The sequence below is a fragment of the uncultured Pontibacter sp. genome (genome assembly GCF_947492645.1).
Classification (GTDB): Bacteria; Bacteroidota; Bacteroidia; order Cytophagales; family Hymenobacteraceae; genus Pontibacter.
Genome location: NZ_CANLMZ010000006.1, coordinates 49,632 through 67,263, shown reverse-complemented (window position 1 = coordinate 67,263; position 17,632 = coordinate 49,632). Strand labels below are relative to the sequence as shown.

The 17,632-nt window shown below is 47.3% G+C and carries 11 protein-coding genes; 6 read left to right on the top strand and 5 right to left on the bottom strand.

The features are described 5' to 3' along the window. Window positions 1-174 precede the first annotated feature (174 nt). The 3 genes from Q1A23_RS06775 to Q1A23_RS06765 form a co-directional block, all read right to left on the bottom strand. Window positions 175-627, bottom strand: a complete 453-nt coding sequence (locus Q1A23_RS06775) for an OsmC family protein (protein WP_299821335.1) — start codon at window positions 625-627, stop codon at window positions 175-177. A 100-nt stretch (window positions 628-727) separates the two neighbouring features. After that, a complete protein-coding gene (locus Q1A23_RS06770; RefSeq protein ID WP_299821333.1) occupies window positions 728-2,083 on the bottom strand; it encodes an ATP-binding protein in 1,356 nt (451 codons plus the stop codon). After that, window positions 2,073-3,464, bottom strand: a complete 1,392-nt coding sequence (locus Q1A23_RS06765; RefSeq protein ID WP_299821331.1) for a sigma-54 dependent transcriptional regulator — start codon at window positions 3,462-3,464, stop codon at window positions 2,073-2,075. The genes Q1A23_RS06770 and Q1A23_RS06765 overlap by 11 nt, the downstream gene beginning before the upstream one ends. A 274-nt stretch (window positions 3,465-3,738) precedes the next feature. On the opposite strand from Q1A23_RS06765, the gene Q1A23_RS06760 reads away from it, so the two are divergent. Further along, the gene (locus tag Q1A23_RS06760) at window positions 3,739-6,144 is read left to right on the top strand and encodes an ABC transporter permease (protein WP_299821329.1); all 2,406 of its coding nucleotides are present in this window, start codon (window positions 3,739-3,741) and stop codon (window positions 6,142-6,144) included. A 90-nt stretch (window positions 6,145-6,234) separates the two neighbouring features. Here the strand turns inward: Q1A23_RS06760 and Q1A23_RS06755 are convergent, their stop codons facing one another. Next, window positions 6,235-6,396: a hypothetical protein gene (locus Q1A23_RS06755; RefSeq protein ID WP_299821327.1), complete on the bottom strand. Its 162-nt coding sequence runs from the start codon at window positions 6,394-6,396 to the stop codon at window positions 6,235-6,237. A gap of 371 nt (window positions 6,397-6,767) precedes the next feature. Here Q1A23_RS06755 and Q1A23_RS06750 point away from each other — a divergent pair, with 371 nt between their 5' ends. Continuing rightward, on the top strand, window positions 6,768-8,369 hold the full coding sequence (locus Q1A23_RS06750; RefSeq protein WP_299821325.1) for an alpha-amylase family glycosyl hydrolase: 1,602 nt from the start codon (window positions 6,768-6,770) through the stop codon (window positions 8,367-8,369). Between the two features lie 69 nt (window positions 8,370-8,438). Beyond that, window positions 8,439-9,161, top strand: coding sequence for a DUF2490 domain-containing protein (locus Q1A23_RS06745; RefSeq protein WP_299821323.1), 723 nt, complete (start codon window positions 8,439-8,441; stop codon window positions 9,159-9,161). A gap of 91 nt (window positions 9,162-9,252) precedes the next feature. Here Q1A23_RS06745 and abc-f read toward each other — a convergent pair whose 3' ends face one another. Next, window positions 9,253-11,184, bottom strand: a complete 1,932-nt coding sequence (gene abc-f / locus Q1A23_RS06740; protein ID WP_299821321.1) for a ribosomal protection-like ABC-F family protein — start codon at window positions 11,182-11,184, stop codon at window positions 9,253-9,255. A 354-nt stretch (window positions 11,185-11,538) separates the two neighbouring features. Between abc-f and Q1A23_RS06735 the strand changes: the two genes are divergently transcribed. The 3 genes from Q1A23_RS06735 to Q1A23_RS06725 all read left to right on the top strand — a co-directional run bounded on the left by Q1A23_RS06735 (window position 11,539) and on the right by Q1A23_RS06725 (window position 17,592). Then, the gene (locus tag Q1A23_RS06735) at window positions 11,539-12,090 is read left to right on the top strand and encodes a 2'-5' RNA ligase family protein (protein WP_299821319.1); all 552 of its coding nucleotides are present in this window, start codon (window positions 11,539-11,541) and stop codon (window positions 12,088-12,090) included. A gap of 447 nt (window positions 12,091-12,537) precedes the next feature. Next, window positions 12,538-14,745: a catalase gene (locus tag Q1A23_RS06730; RefSeq protein WP_299821317.1), complete on the top strand. Its 2,208-nt coding sequence runs from the start codon at window positions 12,538-12,540 to the stop codon at window positions 14,743-14,745. Window positions 14,746-14,994: 249 nt separating this feature from the next. Then, a complete protein-coding gene (locus Q1A23_RS06725) occupies window positions 14,995-17,592 on the top strand; it encodes a M1 family aminopeptidase (protein WP_299821315.1) in 2,598 nt (865 codons plus the stop codon). The last annotated feature ends 40 nt before the right edge of the window (window positions 17,593-17,632 follow it).

Here is a 17,632-nt window from a genome sequence, read left to right as displayed (position 1 = left end):
CTTCATGCAATGGTGGTATCAGGATAATTTCTAAAGCTGTTTAAATTGAGATTATAGGCGGCAGATGCGCGACTGCAGAACTATGCCAAAGCAATTTTATACTTACCCCCCGCCTTACGGCCAGCTTTATACTTGCGGCCTTGCCCAACAAAAAAAGAGAGTTGCAACGTAGGCTTATACTTTGCCCTGAAGTATGGTTTTGATGGCAATGCCTGCTTCCAGGGTTTTCTGAACCGGGCACCTTGCAGAAATAGCTTCCATGCGCTTTCGCTGTTCCTCATTTAAATTGCCGTAAAGATGGAGATGCTTGGTAACCTGCGATAGCTTTGCATCTGCGCTTTCGCATTGCTCGCAGTCGGTGGCATGCACCCGGTCATGGCGAAGCTTCACCTCGGCTTTCTCTAGTGGCCAACCCTTGCGCTGTGCGTACATGTGCAGCGTAATAACGGTACAGGCACCCAGCGCGCCAAGTATAAAATCATAGGGATCGGCCCCTGGTTTCATTCCCTGCATTACTCCTGACTCATCAATGATCATGGTTTGTGAGCCAGCTGTTACATGTGCTACCATCGGGGCGCTGCTATCGGCGGTAACCGTTACAAATCCTTCTACTTCTAAAACACTCATGGATATTGGGTTAGTTAAGCGTTAAAGTATATGCGCAAAAAATTCTGAAAGGTTTTAATAAGTATGAAGTTCTGAAGCGTAGAAATTGTGGCAGAAGCACTTAGAAGCGAAGTATAAATTTGGTGCCACGCCCAAGCTCAGACTGCACCGAGATGGAGCCTTTGTGCAGGCGCATGATCTGGCGCGATAAGCTGAGCCCGATGCCGGAACCCGTATTTTTGGTTGAGTAAAAAGGAATAAAGATCTTGGTTAATGCCTCGGCTGTCATGCCAGAACCGTTGTCGGCTACCTCCATACTGATGCGGCTGCGCTCATCCAGGTAAGCACGAAGTATGATGGTTGCATCTGTGTGCTCCTGTACTGCCTCTGTCGCGTTCTTGATCAGGTTGATGAGCACCTGCTCGATCATGGACCTGTCGGCGGAGAGAAGCAGTTTGTCCTGGGGCAACTCCAGCTTAAGCCGTACCTGCTTTTGGGCTAGTTGCTCGCGCATCAGGGTCTTCATCTCTTGCAACATTTCGTTTACACTAAAACGGCTGAGCTGGGGTAACGAAATTGCCGTAAGGTTCCGGAAATCGTTTACAAACCTGATCAGGCCATCAGAGCGGCGACTGATTGTGTGCAGGCATTGGCCAATGTCTGCCAACTCATCTTTTAATAAAGTTACTTCTTCAGAGGCGGTGTCGGTGAAGCTGTTTAGTTCTTCGAAGGCGCTTGCCGAGAGCGAGGCGATGGGCGTAACAGAATTCATGATCTCGTGGGTAAGCACTTTGATCAGGTTATGCCAGGCTTCCATCTCTTTTTCTTCCAGCTCTTTCTGTATGTTTTGCAGCGAGGCCAGCCGCACTCTTTCACCCAGCATCGAAAGCTCCATGACATGCACCGACAGGTTAACCTGGTCGGCACCAAGCTTTAATGGTACCAGCACTTTGCCGTTATGCTCGAGTTGCTGCAAGCCCCTGGCCAGCTCGGGGCTGTCCTTTTCAAGGTCCTGCACCTGCAGTAAGCGCCCTACCCGCAAAAGTTTTTTAGCGGCTTGGTTCAGCAGCATAATAGTGCCGTCGGGTTTGTAGCTGATGATACCGATGCCAATGTGCTGCACAATCATTTCAAAATACTGCAGATGCGCCTCCTTCTCGGCCCGCACCTCCCTGAATTTATGCATCACCTCGTTCAGCTTCAGCGCCAGCTCCTGTTGCTGTTTCCCTTCCGGGCCAACTTTAAAAAGCTCAGTAAAATCGTCGTACTTAATGGAGTTTAGAAAGCGCAGAAACTGTTTGTTTGTACGGTCCTGGTACAGCACCAAAAGCCATACCTGGCCAAGTATGGCCACGCCAAGGCCAACGGTTGTAAAACGGTAATCAGGGTTAAAGCCGGTACGGGCAAAAAAGAAAACGGTAAGCGCCAGTATGGCTACCCGAAGCAAAAGCTGCAGCCTGTAATTGCTAAAGTTCATACTTCTCTAATCTGCGGTAGAGTGCCCCCCTGGATAAGCCCAACTCCTTGGCTGCCTTGGATACATTGCCTTCGTGTTTTTGCATAGCGCGCTGCACCGCTTCACGCTCCAGTTCGTCCAGGTCAAGGCTTTGGGCTTCAGTTTGGCCAACTCCGGTTGCAGGTGCTGTCTCAGCCAGGAAAAAGAAATCCTCTGAATCCAACTCCCTGTTATCACTCATAATAGAGGCACGTTCCAGGGCATGCTGCAGCTCCCGTATATTGCCGGGCCAGTTGTAGCGTTTCAAACGGTCCAGGGCAGTTGCTCCCAGGCGTTTAACCGGTTGCTTATACTTGTGGGCATAGGTAGTCAGAAAATGTGCGGCAAACACCGGTATATCATCCAGGCGGTTACGCAAAGGCGGCAGGTTAAGCTCAACGGTGTTAATGCGGTACAGCAGATCCTGCCTGAACTCGTTTCGTTGCACCATCTCTTTCAGGGGCATGTTTGTAGCACAGATCAGGCGCACATTTACTTGTATGGGTATGTTTGTACCCACACGTATTATCTCGCGGCGTTGCAGTACCGTCAGCAGTTTTGCCTGCATGGCCAGCGATAAATTCCCGATTTCATCTAAAAACAGGGTGCCTCCGCTTGCTGCCTCTATCCTGCCAATGCGATCTTCTTTGGCGTCGGTAAAAGCACCTTTCTTATGCCCGAACAGTTCACTCTCAAAAAGCGATTCTGTGAGAGCCCCCATGTCCACGGTTACAAAAACTTTATCTGCACGGCTGGAGCGCTGGTGTATGGTGCGGGCAATTACTTCTTTACCTGTTCCGTTCTCGCCTAGCAACAGTACATCGGCATCAGTTTTAGCCACTTTGTCTATAATAGAAAAAAGCTGCTCCATGGCCGGGCTATTGCCTTGTATAATATCGAGTTTGGGTGCGTTTACCTGGCTGGCTAAAGTACGATTTACCTCTTTTAGATGGCTTACCTCTTTGTAAGAATTTCGCAGCTTAGAGGCCGCAGAAAGTGTGGCTATCAGTTTTTCGTTTTGCCAGGGCTTCAATACAAAATCGGTGGCTCCCTCCTTCAGCGCTCGCACGGCCATCTCCACATCGCCAAATGCCGTAATCATAATCACTACCGCCGATGGGTCGTAGCTCAGTATTTCTTTCAGCCAGTAAAAGCCTTCCTGCCCGCTGGTAATGTCGTGGCTAAAGTTCATATCCAGCATAATCAGATCGAATTCCTCGTTGTTCATCAGGAACGGAATCTTCTTCGGGTTCTTCTCCATCACCACTTCCCTGGCATACTTCTTCAGCAGCATCTTCGCCGAAAAAAGTATATCCTCATTATCATCGATGACCAATATACGGCCCAGGTTCCGTTCCTCCATAGTCTAATTTTGTGTGGGTAAGCAGGTTGATGGATGCATGCTAAACAGAAAATAGTATGCCAATTGGTAATAAGGTTAAATATAGCTGATTTGAGAGAAAAGTATAAAGCGCAATGTCCATGTATGGACACTTTTTGTCCGCTCCCGGACATTGGCTGGCACTACAGATGCCCTGTAGTTAGTTAAATGGCGCTATTTATTCTTTGGCACAGCGCTTGGCAAGTATAAACACAACCAGCATTACCTAACCCCATACATACCTACTTCTAAAACTATGCTAAAACTATACATTCTTACTGCGCTGCGCTCACTAGGGCGCAATAAAAGCTACAGCCTGCTAAATGTAGCGGGGCTTTCGCTTGGCATTACCTGCAGCATCCTTTTGTTTCTGGTGATACAGTACGAACTAAGCTACGATACCTTCCACGGCAATGCCAGCCGCATCTACCGTGTTAACTCCGATACCTACTACGAGGATGGGGTGAACCGAAACTCAGGAACGCGGTTTCCGCTGCCAAAGCTGTTGCGCACAAACGGAAAGCTTGGCATGGAAAACCTCACAACCATTTTTGGCGAGGAAGGCGCCCAGATCAATGTCCTAAGCAACGATGGCGATGCTCCTAAACGCTTTCTAGAAGAAAACCCCATTGCGTTTGTAGAGCCGTCTTTCTTCGACCTGTTTGATTTTAAGACTGGAAGTACAGACCCACGGACTGGCTTAGCAGAGCCAAACACGGTTGTGCTTACTCAAAGTATAGCTGATAAATACTTTCCTGAAGGCGATGCTGTAGGAAAGCTGCTAAAGTATAACAACATCCTCACGCTTAAGGTGACTTCTGTTATCCCTGACTTTCCGGCAAATACAGATTTCCCTTTTGTGATGCTGATATCTTACGAGTCTTTTAAAAATTACAGCCACCTGGATCTGACGACCTTCAACACCTTGTCCAGCAACCATCAGCTTTATGTGCAGTTGCCGGAGGGTGTAGCACCAGATGCCAAAACAAAAGAACTGAACAATTTTATTGACAGGCACAGAAAGCAGGAAGGCAGAACAGAGGAAGTGGTTAGCCTGCAGCCCCTTTCTGACCTGCACTTTAACGGTGATTACGGCAATTTTGGGCAGCGCACTATATCCAAGGGTATTATAGGCTCCATGGCGCTTATCGGCATTTTCCTGGTGCTGGTGGCCTGCATTAACTTTGTAAACCTGGCAACGGCACAAGCTGTTAGGCGGGCAAAAGAGGTTGGCGTGCGCAAAGTATTGGGCAGCAGCAAATACCAGCTGATGCTACAGTTTATCGGCGAAACCCTTCTGATTACGTTGCTAGCCACCATGCTTTCTATTGTGCTGGTAGAGCTTACCCTGCCATACTTAAACAGTTTGCTGGAGCTACAGATAACGTTTAGTATACTGCAATCGCCAACTTTGCTGTTGTTCCTGCTGGCGGAGGTAGCTTTGGTAACGCTTTTTGCAGGGCTGTATCCGGCACTTATTATGGCGCGTTTCCAGCCAATTGCTGCACTTAAAAGCCGCATCAACACCCAGGAGGTGGCAGGGCTATCGCTGCGCAGGGCGCTTGTTGTATTGCAGTTCACTATCTGCCAGGTGCTTATAATCTGCACCCTGTTAGTAAATGCACAAATGGATTATTTCCGCAATAAGTCGCTGGGCTTTAACCGGGATGCCGTGGTAACGCTGTTGTTGCCAAACCAGGCGGGCCGTAAACTGATGGCATTGCAACAGGAACTGCAAAACAACCCCGCTATTCGCAAGATAAGCTTTGCCGGTGCGCCACCATCTGCCAACATGACCTGGGGCTCTAACTTTGCCTACAACAACTCCGGCGAGGACGCTCCTTTTGATGCCAATATGAAATTTGCCGATGCTGATTACCTGGACCTCTACGACATTAAATTAGCAGCCGGAAGAGGGTATAGCAACAGTGATTCTGCTGTTGTACTTATAAACGAAACCATGCGCCGCAAATTAGGCATCGAATCCCCGGCTGATGCTTTGGGGAAGACCATAACCTTGAACGGTAGCTACAAGGCATCCATTGTAGGTGTAGTGGAAGATTACCACCAAAACCCGCTGCATATGCCCATCGACCCGACTATTATGGTAACGAACCCGGATACATACCACTTCTTATCTGCAAAAATAGATATGAGCCAGAAGCAGGAAGCGCTGCAGCACCTGGAAAAAGTATGGAATCAAGCTTATCCGGATGATGTATTCAGCTATGAATTTCTGGATGAGACAATAGAGAAGTTTTATAGTGCAGAAGCCCGACAGAATACGCTGTTTAAGGTGTTCTCATTTATCGCCATCCTGATCGGCTGCCTGGGGCTGTATGGCTTAGTAGCTTTTATGGCAGCGCAGCGTACCAAAGAAGTGGGCATTCGGAAAGTGATGGGCGCCTCTGTTTTTAACATTGCCGTGCTCTTCTCTAAAGAGTTTGTAAAGCTTGTACTCATAGCCTTTGTACTGGCTGCCCCTATCGCTTATTACGTCATCAACCTGTGGCTTGAAGACTATACTTATCGCATCACCATCAGTTATTGGCCGTTCCTGTTTGCAGGTTTAATCACCCTAGTCATTGCCCTAATCACCATGAGTACACAGGCTGTAAAGGCTGCACTCGCCAACCCGGTTTTATCTTTAAAAAGCGAATAAAAAGTATACATTGCTTCTTGCACACAAAAGCCACCCCTGCTTAGGGTGGCTTTTGTGTGCATCATACTACCTAAGAGATATCCCCTTCTCTTAGTAGCGTCCTTTTGGTGCAGAATCCGACAGGAAAGTCTTTTTATGCATAGGGTTGCTCACAATCTTGCTATAGGCAGGGCAAGAAGTTTGCCTCTGGCAGGAAAACGTGGCTGTTGCAATAATTACAACCGAAAAAAGTTTGAGTAGCGTTGATTTCATATGTGCTTGGTTGGTTTGTACTATTTAATTTCCTGCCTAATATAGCTTGCCCTGTACTTGTTCCCTTTGCTATAACGCAGCCTGTATAAAGTATAACTTAGATACTATGCCGCGTCTATAATAAAAATTTACAAGTAATAAACTGCCTTTTTACAAGAAGGTACAAATATATAAAAGTTAATATATATAACAACAACTGTATATTAAAAATAATTTAAGTACAACAACCCCGATCACTCCTATCCTAATGCGCCGCAGTTGCAGCAAGTGCTTTTGGGCACAGCGGGGGCAGTAATTGCACGGAATTAAATCCTCTAAACCATGCTATCGTACATACAGAGCTACTAGTAAATAAGAAACTAAAGATTACTATGGCGCAACAACAGCAATTTCTCTGGTGGCAGTCCGGAATTATCTATCAGATCTACCCCCGCTCTTTCCAGGATAGCGACGGCGACGGCGTTGGCGACTTGAAGGGTATTATCAGCAGGCTGGATTACCTGCAATGGCTAGGTGTTTCTGCCATTTGGGTCTCGCCGATTTACCCCTCGCCTATGGCAGACTTTGGCTACGATATTTCCGACTACTGTGGCATACACCCTTTATTTGGAACAATGGATGATTTTGATGCGCTATTAGCCGAAGTGCATATGCGGGACCTGAAACTTATACTTGACCTGGTACCAAACCATACTTCCGATCAACATCCGTGGTTCCTGGAGTCTAAATCATCAAAAGACAGCCCAAAGCGCGATTGGTACATCTGGAAAGACGCAAAAGAAGATGGTAGCGAACCAAACAACTGGCTATCGGTATTTGGGGGCAGCGGCTGGGAATGGGACGAGCAAACACAGCAATACTATTACCACGCTTTCCTGAAAGAGCAGCCCGACCTTAACTGGCGAAACCCGGAAGTGCAGCAGGCAATGTTTGACGTAATGCGCTTTTGGCTGGATAAAGGGGTTGATGGCTTTAGAGTGGATGTGATGTGGCACATGGTTAAAGATGACGAACTAAGAGACAATCCTCCAAACCCGAACTACAAGCAACACGAGGCCACATACGAACAGCTTATACCTGCCTACTCCACAGACCAGCCAGAGGTGCACGACCTGGTGGAGAAAATGCGTAAAGTAACGGACGAATACAAAAAACGGGTGCTGATAGGCGAAATTTACCTGCCCATACACCGGTTGGTCACCTACTATGGCCACGACAACAAGGGTACGCACCTGCCTTTTAACTTTATGCTGATCAACATAGACTGGAACGCTGAGACTATTAAATCAAAAATTGATGAATATGAAGGCGCTTTACCTGTAGGGGGCTGGCCAAACTGGGTAATCGGCAACCACGACCAACCCCGCATAACAAGCCGTGTAGGTACCTCCCAGGCAAAAACAGCCGGTATGCTGCTGCTAACGTTGCGCGGTACGCCTACCATGTACTATGGCGATGAACTGGGCATGCGCGACGTACCTGTTCCGCCAGAGGAAGTACAGGACCCGCAGGGGCTGAACATGCCCGATAAAGACCTCAGCCGCGACCCTGCCCGTACCCCTATGCAATGGAGCGACTCTGAAAATGCCGGCTTTACAACAGGAAAGCCCTGGCTTAGAGTTGCCGAATCTTATCGCAGATTAAACGTTAAAAAGCAGCAGGCTGAGGAAGAATCGATGCTACAGTACTACCGCAGGTTAATCAGGCTGAGGCAGGCCGAACCGGCGCTGCATATTGGGGATTACATACCTGTTCAGGCAAAGTCACCGCTCCTGGCGTACATCAGGCAGCACGACAGTAAACGCATTTTAATAGTGCTAAACCTAAGCCATAAGCCATGCATGTTCAGGCCGCAACACGAACGCTACAAGGGTACCATCGTTTTAGGAACGGCCTCCGAAAGGGAAAACAGCAAAGTGGATGGCAACATCAGCTTATCAGGTGATGAGGGTATTGTGGTAGTGCTTAGTTAGATGCTGGTACAGGTTATAGCTTAAAATTTACTTTAGGCGATGGTGGTAAAGCTAAGATGCTTATGGTTTATGTTACTGCTCTGGTGTATAAACCCATGGCATACCGCCCATGCGCAGCAAAAAGATGTAGTTGATGAGTTTGCAGCCTGGAAAGGAATATTGCTGAACACACGCCTGACACAGCGAAACTCGATATTTACAGACTTGCACCATATAGGCAAATCATTTGTAGTTATAAGGGCCGGTTTAACGCAGCACCTGCCTTACGGAGTGGATGTAACAGCGGGTTATGCTCGGGTATGGTTAACTGTACCGGGGGCTAAAGACGATGCTTTAAAAAGAAATGAGCGCAGGCCCTGGATGCAGGTGGCCGTTCCGGGTAAGATTGGCCGTGACATCAGCCTAGGCACCAGAGTACGCTACGACCTCCGCTTCAGGCAACGGGTAGTGGCAGCCGAACTACAGCCAAAGTATGACCTTACCCAAAGGATAAGGCTGCAGGAAACACTACGGTTAAACCTGCCCAGCTTACAAACTGGCCAAGTGCTCCCCTACATCGTGTTAAGCGATGAGGTGCTGCTTAACTTCGGAAAGTATGTTACGCACAACACCTTCGACCAGAACCGCCTTAGCCTGATGCTGGGGCTACAGCACAAGGACTTGCGCCTGCAAACCGGCTACATGCACCGTTTTGTACAGTCGGCTACAGTACCAAACAGGTATACCAGCAACCATAATGCTGTTGTGTGGCTGTTTTATACTTTGGACCTAAGAAAACAGGAACATGAATAATCTGCCGGTATTAATACATTAAAATCTAGCCCAAACCAAAAGAGCACCTGCCTTACGCCAGGTGCTCTTTTGGTTTATACTTCAGCTTAAATTACTCCGCCAGCTTCGCTTCCAGGTCCTCTACCTCCAGCATTAGCTCTTCCCATTTCTCCTGCGCAACATCAAGCTCTTTTTTAACTTTCTCAAACTTAGCGGTTACTTGCTGCAGCAGCTCCACATCGCTGTATACTTTAGGATCTGCTAACTCGCTTTCGTGCGCGGCAAGTTTTTCCTCCAGCTGCTGCACCTGTTTCTCTACATCGCTTAGTTGCCTGTTTACCTGCTTTAGTTGGTTATTTAACTGGTTGTATTCGCTTTTTTCGCGTGGCTGCTTTTGCTGTACTTGCTTTGCTTCCGGCGTCTCAGCCACCTGTTTTTTAGCCTCTTTATCGCGCTTCTCCTGGAAGGTTTCATACTCATGGTATGTCCCCGGATATTCTTTCAACTGGTAATCTTCAATGTACCAGATTTTGGTAGCCACATTCTCTACAAAATACCTGTCGTGCGAAATAATGATAAACGTACCCTCGTACTGCTCCAGCGCCTGAATCAGGATGTTAACCGATTGCATGTCGAGGTGGTTGGTAGGCTCATCCAGCATCAAGAAATTAGCTTCCGAGATCAGGGTTTTGGCCAGCGCCACTCTTGATTTCTCTCCTCCCGAAAGTACCTTGATCTTTTTAAACACCTGGTCGCCGGTAAACAGGAAAGAGCCAAGCAGCGTGCGCAATTCCATCTCCGTTTTACCTGAACCCGCTTGCTGCAACTCCTGCAGCATTTCGTTCTCAACGGAAAGCGACTCCAGCTGGTGCTGCGCGTAAAAAGACATGATTACGTTATGGCCGAGCTCGCGTTTGCCTTTGATGGGTTCTGTACCAGCAATGATGCGCAACAGCGTAGATTTACCTTTACCGTTACCGCCAATCAGCGCAATTTTATCGCCGCGCTCCACGTGCACATTCGTATCCTTGAAGATAACTTTATCACCGTAAGCTTTGCTCATTTGCTCCAGGCGCAGAACATGGCGGCCCGGCTGCACATTAAACTTAAAGCTGAAATTCACTTTAGCGGCATCAGGCGCAACCTCCTCGATGCGCTCCAGGCGCTCCAGCTGCTTCATGCGGCTTTGTGCCTGCTTTGCTTTGGTTGCCTTGGCTTTAAATCGCTCAATAAAACGCTCTGTCTGGCGTATGTGGGCCTGCTGGTTTTCGTAAGCGCCTTTCTGTATCTCGTTGCGCATCGCTTTTTCCTCTACATAGTAGCTGTAGCTGCCTGCGTATACATTCAGTTTGCTGTTAGATACCTCCACGGTTGTGTTGGTGGTTTTATCCAGGAACTCGCGGTCGTGCGATACAATGACCACAGCACCTTCAAAACGCTCTAAGTAGGTTTCCAGCCATTTAATGGAAGGTAAGTCCAGGTGGTTGGTAGGCTCATCGAGCAACAGCAAAGACGGCTTCTGCAAAAGTATTTTAGCCAGCATTACGCGCATGCGCCAGCCCCCGGAAAACGAAGCCAGCGGCTGCTGCAGTTCTTCGGTGGTAAAGCCAAGCCCTTCCAGAATGGCTTCGGCTTCGGCCTGCATGGTGTAGCCGCCCAGCGCCTCAAAACGCTCTTGCAAGCCGGCCAGTTTATCTACCAGGTTATCATGGAAATTATTCTCAAACTCCACCAACACCTTATCAATCTCCTTTTGCAGGCTAAGGGCTTCCTCAAAAGCCTGCATTGCCACTAAAAGTATACTTTCGTGCGTTTCGTAGCTTAGCAGGTCCTGGTTCAGGAAACCGATGGTTGTTTCCTTGCTCATCTGTATGCTTCCGCCATCGGGTTTATACTCTCCTACTATAATGCGCAGCAGCGTAGATTTGCCTGTACCGTTAAGGCCAATTAAACCGATTTTATCTTTGGGCTTTATATGCAGGTTGGCATCCTCATACATGGGGCGGCTGCCAAAATGGAAGCTAAGGTTATTAATAGAGATCATGTGCTAGGGCAATAGTGTAAAGTGCAAAGGTACTTATTTTTGCATGCCAGATAAAACACAGGCCGTTTAGAATTAGTGCAGTACAAATAAAACCATGCAAGTGCATCAGCTGGCGTTTCCTCTAAAAAATTTAGCTTTGAGACATAAACCCGGAAGATACTGCCAGGCAACAACTTGCAAACCGCCAAGGTTATGCTCCCAGGCTTAATCCCAGCACTACACAACCTTATAAACTGCACGTAGTATAAGCACTTCTAATTATTCGCGGCTAGATATTATCACTTATTGATTCAAACATTTAACTTTGCTAATCGTTTTTCTACTGTTAGCCATAAGTACTAAAAGCTTTACCTTATGATCGCAATTGCTTCGCTTTTAGACAAAAAAACCTCTGATCGTGTTAATGAGCTTACAGAGTATCTCGAAAAGAAATTCGGGCTTAATGGTGTTAAGCTAACGCCTTACCCTCATCTCACTATCCTTACTGCCGAAGTAGTAGACGCCGACGAGCTAAAGCAGTACCTGGAGATGACCTGTTACGAAACAGAGAAGTTTACCATACGCACAACAGGCCTGGGTATTTTTCCTGGAGAAAACCCGGTAGTGTACATCCCTGTGCTTCGAACGCCCCCCTTAAACCGCCTGCACGAGCGCCTGCACTCTGATATTTCTGAGATGAGCTCTGAAATGGGCATCTACTACCATACAAACAGGTGGTTGCCACACATTACCTTGGCCTTAGGAGATACCAGCCCCGATGTGCTTGGCCCCTTGCTCAGTTACCTGTGCGAGTATAACTTCGACTGGGAGATCACGATAGACAACCTGATTATACTTCAGAAAAGCGGTGAGTATTATCTAAAAGAAGATGAGTTCAGGTTTGGCAGAAGAGAGCTGATCAGCTAAAAACGCATCCTCTATTGATTCTCTTACCGATTTACTACTTATTAAGCTGCCTTTAAATCGTTATAAAGAGCAAAGCGGTTGTATTCTTTAAGTACAACTTTCTTTTATCCTCTGCCGCTGCAGCGCAACAACAGCTTTGTACGCAACACATCCCCAAAAAGCCTGTTATACTAGTTTCATGGGCTCTGCTTATACTTTATCCTCACTTTAGTTCGTGCTTCCGGCGCTGTACATGCATTAATTTAAGGCAATTTTAATCTTATTTTAATGTAGTATCCCAAAAGAATAATTCAACAATATACTTTCTCGATCCGTACAGATTCTTAGCAAAATAGCCTGTGCCACCTATACTATTCCGTAACGGCGTGCTTGCTGTTTACGTCAAAACCTGCACTACATCAGCTATGTGCTTAACCAGTATTTCACTATACTCCAAACCCATAAATAATGGAACAAAATAAAGACCAGGAAAAAGAACAAGGTAAATCTTTTAATGTTGACCAGGATAGCAAAAACCGCCAGTTAGAATCTTTCCGGGAAGACGTAAAAGACCAGTACATGACTACTGATCAGGGGCTCCGCATTAACCACACCGACGACTCGCTTAAAATAGGATCAAGAGGGCCAACCATCATGGAGGATTTCCACTTCCGTGAAAAGATGACGCACCTTGACCACGAGTCAATTCCTGAGCGGGTGGTGCATGCCAGGGGTTCAGGTGCACATGGGTACTTCCAACCCTACGACGACTCGATGAAGGAATACACTAAGGCGCAGTTTCTGACAGACCCTAATACCCGTACACCTGTATTTGTGCGTTTCTCTACTGTTGTAGGTTCCAGAGGCTCTGCTGATACAGTACGCGACGTGCGGGGCTTTGCAACTAAATTTTATACTTCGGAAGGCAATTACGATCTGGTAGGCAACAACATGCCGGTATTCTTTATTCAGGATGGTATAAAGTTTCCGGACCTGGTGCACTCTATTAAACCGGAGGCTGACAACGAAATGCCACAGGCCTCTGCCGCACACGATACTTTCTGGGATTTTGCCTCTCTGATGCCTGAAGTTAACCATATGATTATGTGGGTGCTTTCTGACAGAGCGATACCCCGCAGTTTCCGGATGATGGATGGCTTTGGCGTGCATACATTCCGGTTTATAAATGAGGCCGGTAAATCTCGTTTTGTGAAGTTCCATTGGCGTTCGTCATTAGGTGCGCACTCGCTGGTTTGGGATGAGGCCCAGAAGCTAGCCGGAAAAGACCCCGATTGGCTGCGCCGCGACCTTTGGGACGCTATAGACATGGGCGATTACCCTGAGTTTGAGCTAAGCGTGCAGATAGTGGAAGAAGAAGACGAGTTTAAGTTTGATTTTGACCTGCTGGATGCCACCAAGATCATACCTGAAGAACTGGTGCCGCTACGCCCAATAGGTAAAATGGTACTGAACCGTAACCCTGATAACTTTTTTGCTGAAACTGAGCAGGTAGCTTTTCACCCGGGCAACCTGGTGCCGGGCATCGATGTTACAAACGATCCGTTATTGCAGGGCCGCCTCTTCTCTTACCTTGATACACAACTGAACCGCTTTAACAGCTCCAACTTTACAGAGGTGCCCATCAACCGCCCTGTAACGCCGGTACACAACCACCACGGTGCCGGCTTTATGAAGCAAACCATCAACAAAGGCAAGGCAAACTACTGGCCAAACTCCATTGGTGGCGGTTGCCCGATGATGGCCCCGGAAAACCAGGGTGCTTTTGTGCACTACATGGAGAAAGTGGATGGCCATAAAATACGGGCCCGCAGCGAAAGCTTTAACGACCATTACAGCCAGGCCACCATGTTCTGGAATTCCATGACGGCCGTAGAGAAAAAGCACATCGTAGATGCGGCGCATTTTGAGCTGGGCAAGGTAGAGTCGGAGGAAATACGTAAGCGCATGCTTGGCCACTTCTCTAAAATATCATCTGAGCTGGCAAACAGAGTGGCGGAGGCTATCGGAGTGGATGTGCCCGCTAATTTTGAACAGGAGTCTACCGGCAATTATGAAAAGGACGCTGTCTCAGGCAAAATGAAGCAGGGCAAATCCGTTAAAGAATCGCCTTCGGTAAGTATGGAACGCAACAAGATTGAGTCTGTAAAATCGAGAAAGGTAGCAGTTTTGATAGAAGATGGTTTTGACTGCAACGAGCTAACGCAAGTAAAGCAGGCCCTGGAGAATGCCGGCGCACATGTTAAGATCATATCGAAGTTTTTGGGCATGCGCAAGGCAAGCAATGGCACCGAGGTAAAAGTAGACAAGAACCACGTAACTACCGGCTCCATCATGTACGATGCCATTTACATACCTGATGGCGAAAAGAGTATCGAAGCCTTAATGAAAGAAGGAGATGCGCTGCATTTCGTTAATGAAGCCTTCAAGCATTGCAAAACAATTGCCACGTCGGGCCACGGCATCAAATTACTCGAGAAATCTGGTGTAGTAGGTGTATCTTATGCTGATAAAACCTCTGGTACAATAAAAGACGACAAGGGCGTTATTACAGCCGGAAACGATGCCGATGCCGAAGAATTTGCCGAGATGTTTATGACTGCCATTAAAAAGCACCGCCATTGGGACCGCGAAGAAAAAACAATGGTACCCGCTTAAGTATTTTATACTTCTGATAATTTAAAAAGCGGCTGAACCTTCGTTCAGCCGCTTTTTTGTAGCTGGTCAATTCTTACTTACTATATTCCGCATGCTTAGCCCTTTAAAAAAAGCTGAATTACAAAGTATAAATTTTAAAGCGAAGGGTGCTGTCTAGCTCATGGCTACGTTCCATACTACAAGCACCTGCTTGTGGTGTGCATTTATCTCCTGCAATGCGTAACTTTACCTTAGCTCAAATCATTTTGCATGAAACTTGTACCCTCCCTCCTTTTTAAAGCCGGTGCTATGGCTTTGCTCCTTTTTTCAGCTGCATCGTGTAGCCAGACAGCAACACAGTCCAATGCGCTTCCCGTGGAAACCGGCGTGTCACAGCAGTTGGCAACCTACCGCAAACGAGTAGTAAGTAACATCAACTACAACCTGCACCTGAGTATACCGGAAACTAAAAGCGAGCCAATTACGGCCTCAGAGCTTATAACGCTTACCTTAACCGATAACACACAGCCACTTCAACTGGACTTTAAGGAGCAGGCAAGCCACCTGAAAAGTATAAAGGTAAATGGCAAAACCATCCCTATAGTTTTTGAGAATGAGCACATACTTGTTGAGACTAAGTTTTTGCAGGAGGGCGAAAATAAAATCGAAATAGATTTTACTGCCGGCAACCTCTCCCTGAATCGCAACGCTGATTACCTGTATACTTTGCTTGTACCTGACAGGGCTCGAACTGTGTTTCCAGTAATAGATCAGCCTGACCTTAAGGCTACCTTTACCTTAGCCTTAAGTATACCGCGCAGCTGGAAAGCCGTAGCCAATGCTCCGCTGCAGGACATCGTGGCAAAAGGCGAACAGAAAGTATACCGCTTTCAAGAGTCAGACAAGATCAGCACGTACCTTTTCTCGTTTGTAGCCGGCGATTTTAATTTGATCAGCCGAACTGAAGCTGGCAGGCCCATGAACTTTTACCACCGCGAAACCGACAGCAGCAAGCTAAAACTAAGTATAGATCCCATCTTTAAAATACACGCTGATGCGCTGGCGTTTATGGAAGACTATACCCAAATCCCCTATCCTTTCCAGAAATTTGATTTTGTGGCGATTCCGGATTTTCAGTATGGAGGCATGGAGCACGTTGGAGCCATCGATTACAAAGCCTCTACCCTCTTTTTAGACGAAGGCGCAACAAAGGATCAACGCGTATCGCGCTCAAACCTGATTGCCCACGAAACAGCACATATGTGGTTTGGTGATCTGGTTACGATGCAATGGTTTAACGATGTGTGGATGAAGGAGGTGTTCGCCAACTTTATGGCCGATAAAATATCGCAGGTTACGGTGGCCGACGCGAATTACGACCTTAAGTTTTTGATAAACCACTTCCCGGCTGCCTATGGTGTAGACCGTACCACAGGTGCTAACCCCATACGCCAGCAACTGGATAACCTGCAGGATGCCGGCAGCATGTATGGCAACATTATCTACCACAAAGCCCCCGTTATGATGCGCCAGCTAGAACGGCTAATGGGTGAGGCAAAGTTTCAAGAGGGGCTGCGTGAATATCTAAAAACCTATGCCAACGGCAATGCCACCTGGCCACAACTTATCGAAATTCTGGATGCACGTACCCCAGCAGACCTGCAAGCCTGGAACCAGGTATGGGTAAACGAGCCGGGGCGACCTGTATTCGATTATCAGCTGCAAACAGACAAAAGTAAAATTACAAGCTTTACTATCTCCCAAAAAGGAGAAGATGGCTCAGACAGATTGTGGCCGCAGTTTTTTGAAGTAGCGTTAGTCTATAAAGATCGGGTAGAAGAACTAACAGTTAACATGAACGCGCAGCAGGTGGCGCTAAAAGAAGCTATAGGAAAGCAACAACCGGAGTTTATACTTTTCAACTCATCCGGGCAAGGGTATGGGCAGTTTCCAATTGATAAAGATAACCTAGAGGCAATACCTAAGCTACAAAGCCCTTTGATGCGAGCTTCGGCTTACATTAACCTTTACGAGAGCATGCTTAACAACCGGGGTATAAACCCTGATTTGTTACTGACATTTACTGCTCTGGAGTCTGAAAAAGAGGCAGAAGAACTAAACCTGAAACTACTGACTGGCTACACCAGCGACATTTTCTGGAAGTTTTTATCACCTGAGTACCGAAAACTGATGGCATCAGCATATGAGAAAAAGCTTTGGGATAACATGGAAAAGCAGCAAGATACGAATGCAAAAAAACTGCTCTTTAAAACCTACCAGGACATAGCGCTTACTCCTGAAGCAACCAAACGCCTTTACCAGGTGTGGAAAACTCAGCAGGCCCCTGACGGTGTAAAACTAACAGAAGACGATTATACTTCGCTGGCTCTTGTTCTGGCACTAAGGGAATATCCGGAGGGCAACACCATACTTGATAAACAGCTTGCCCGCATCAAAAACCCAGACCGCCAGAAAAGACTGCAATTCCTGATGCCAGCCTTATCGGCGGATGTGCAGGTGCGTGATGCATTTTTTGCCTCGCTTAAAGAGGAACAAAACCGTGACAAAGAAGCCTGGGTGGCAACTGCACTTGGGTACCTGCACCACCCGCTGCGCAGCCATACTTCTGAAAAGTACCTGAAGCAGAGCCTGGAGATGCTGGAGGAAATCCAATTAACTGGAGACATTTTCTTCCCGACGAACTGGCTGAATGCCACATTTGGCTCTTACCAAACACCAGAAGCCGCCGCCGTAGTCCGCAATTTTTTAGAAGCAAACCCTACATACAACCCGAAGTTAAAAGGCAAGATACTGCAGGCAGCGGATAACCTTTTCCGGGCACAGCAGCTGGTGCAAAAGCAACAGTAACAACAAGCATGTATAAATCAAAAGCCCGGTAACACAGGCT

Excerpts from the sequence above, each read along its gene's own strand:
- Q1A23_RS06775 (WP_299821335.1), bottom strand. The coding sequence starts at position 627 with ATGAGTGTTTTAGAAGTAGAAGGATTTGTAACGGTTACCGCCGATAGC.
- Q1A23_RS06770 (WP_299821333.1), bottom strand. The coding sequence starts at position 2,083 with ATGAACTTTAGCAATTACAGGCTGCAGCTTTTGCTTCGGGTAGCCATA.
- Q1A23_RS06765 (WP_299821331.1), bottom strand. The coding sequence starts at position 3,464 with ATGGAGGAACGGAACCTGGGCCGTATATTGGTCATCGATGATAATGAG.
- Q1A23_RS06760 (WP_299821329.1), top strand. The coding sequence starts at position 3,739 with ATGCTAAAACTATACATTCTTACTGCGCTGCGCTCACTAGGGCGCAAT.
- Q1A23_RS06755 (WP_299821327.1), bottom strand. The coding sequence starts at position 6,396 with ATGAAATCAACGCTACTCAAACTTTTTTCGGTTGTAATTATTGCAACA.
- Q1A23_RS06750 (WP_299821325.1), top strand. The coding sequence starts at position 6,768 with ATGGCGCAACAACAGCAATTTCTCTGGTGGCAGTCCGGAATTATCTAT.
- Q1A23_RS06745 (WP_299821323.1), top strand. The coding sequence starts at position 8,439 with ATGTTACTGCTCTGGTGTATAAACCCATGGCATACCGCCCATGCGCAG.
- abc-f (WP_299821321.1), bottom strand. The coding sequence starts at position 11,184 with ATGATCTCTATTAATAACCTTAGCTTCCATTTTGGCAGCCGCCCCATG.
- Q1A23_RS06735 (WP_299821319.1), top strand. The coding sequence starts at position 11,539 with ATGATCGCAATTGCTTCGCTTTTAGACAAAAAAACCTCTGATCGTGTT.
- Q1A23_RS06730 (WP_299821317.1), top strand. The coding sequence starts at position 12,538 with ATGGAACAAAATAAAGACCAGGAAAAAGAACAAGGTAAATCTTTTAAT.
- Q1A23_RS06725 (WP_299821315.1), top strand. The coding sequence starts at position 14,995 with ATGAAACTTGTACCCTCCCTCCTTTTTAAAGCCGGTGCTATGGCTTTG.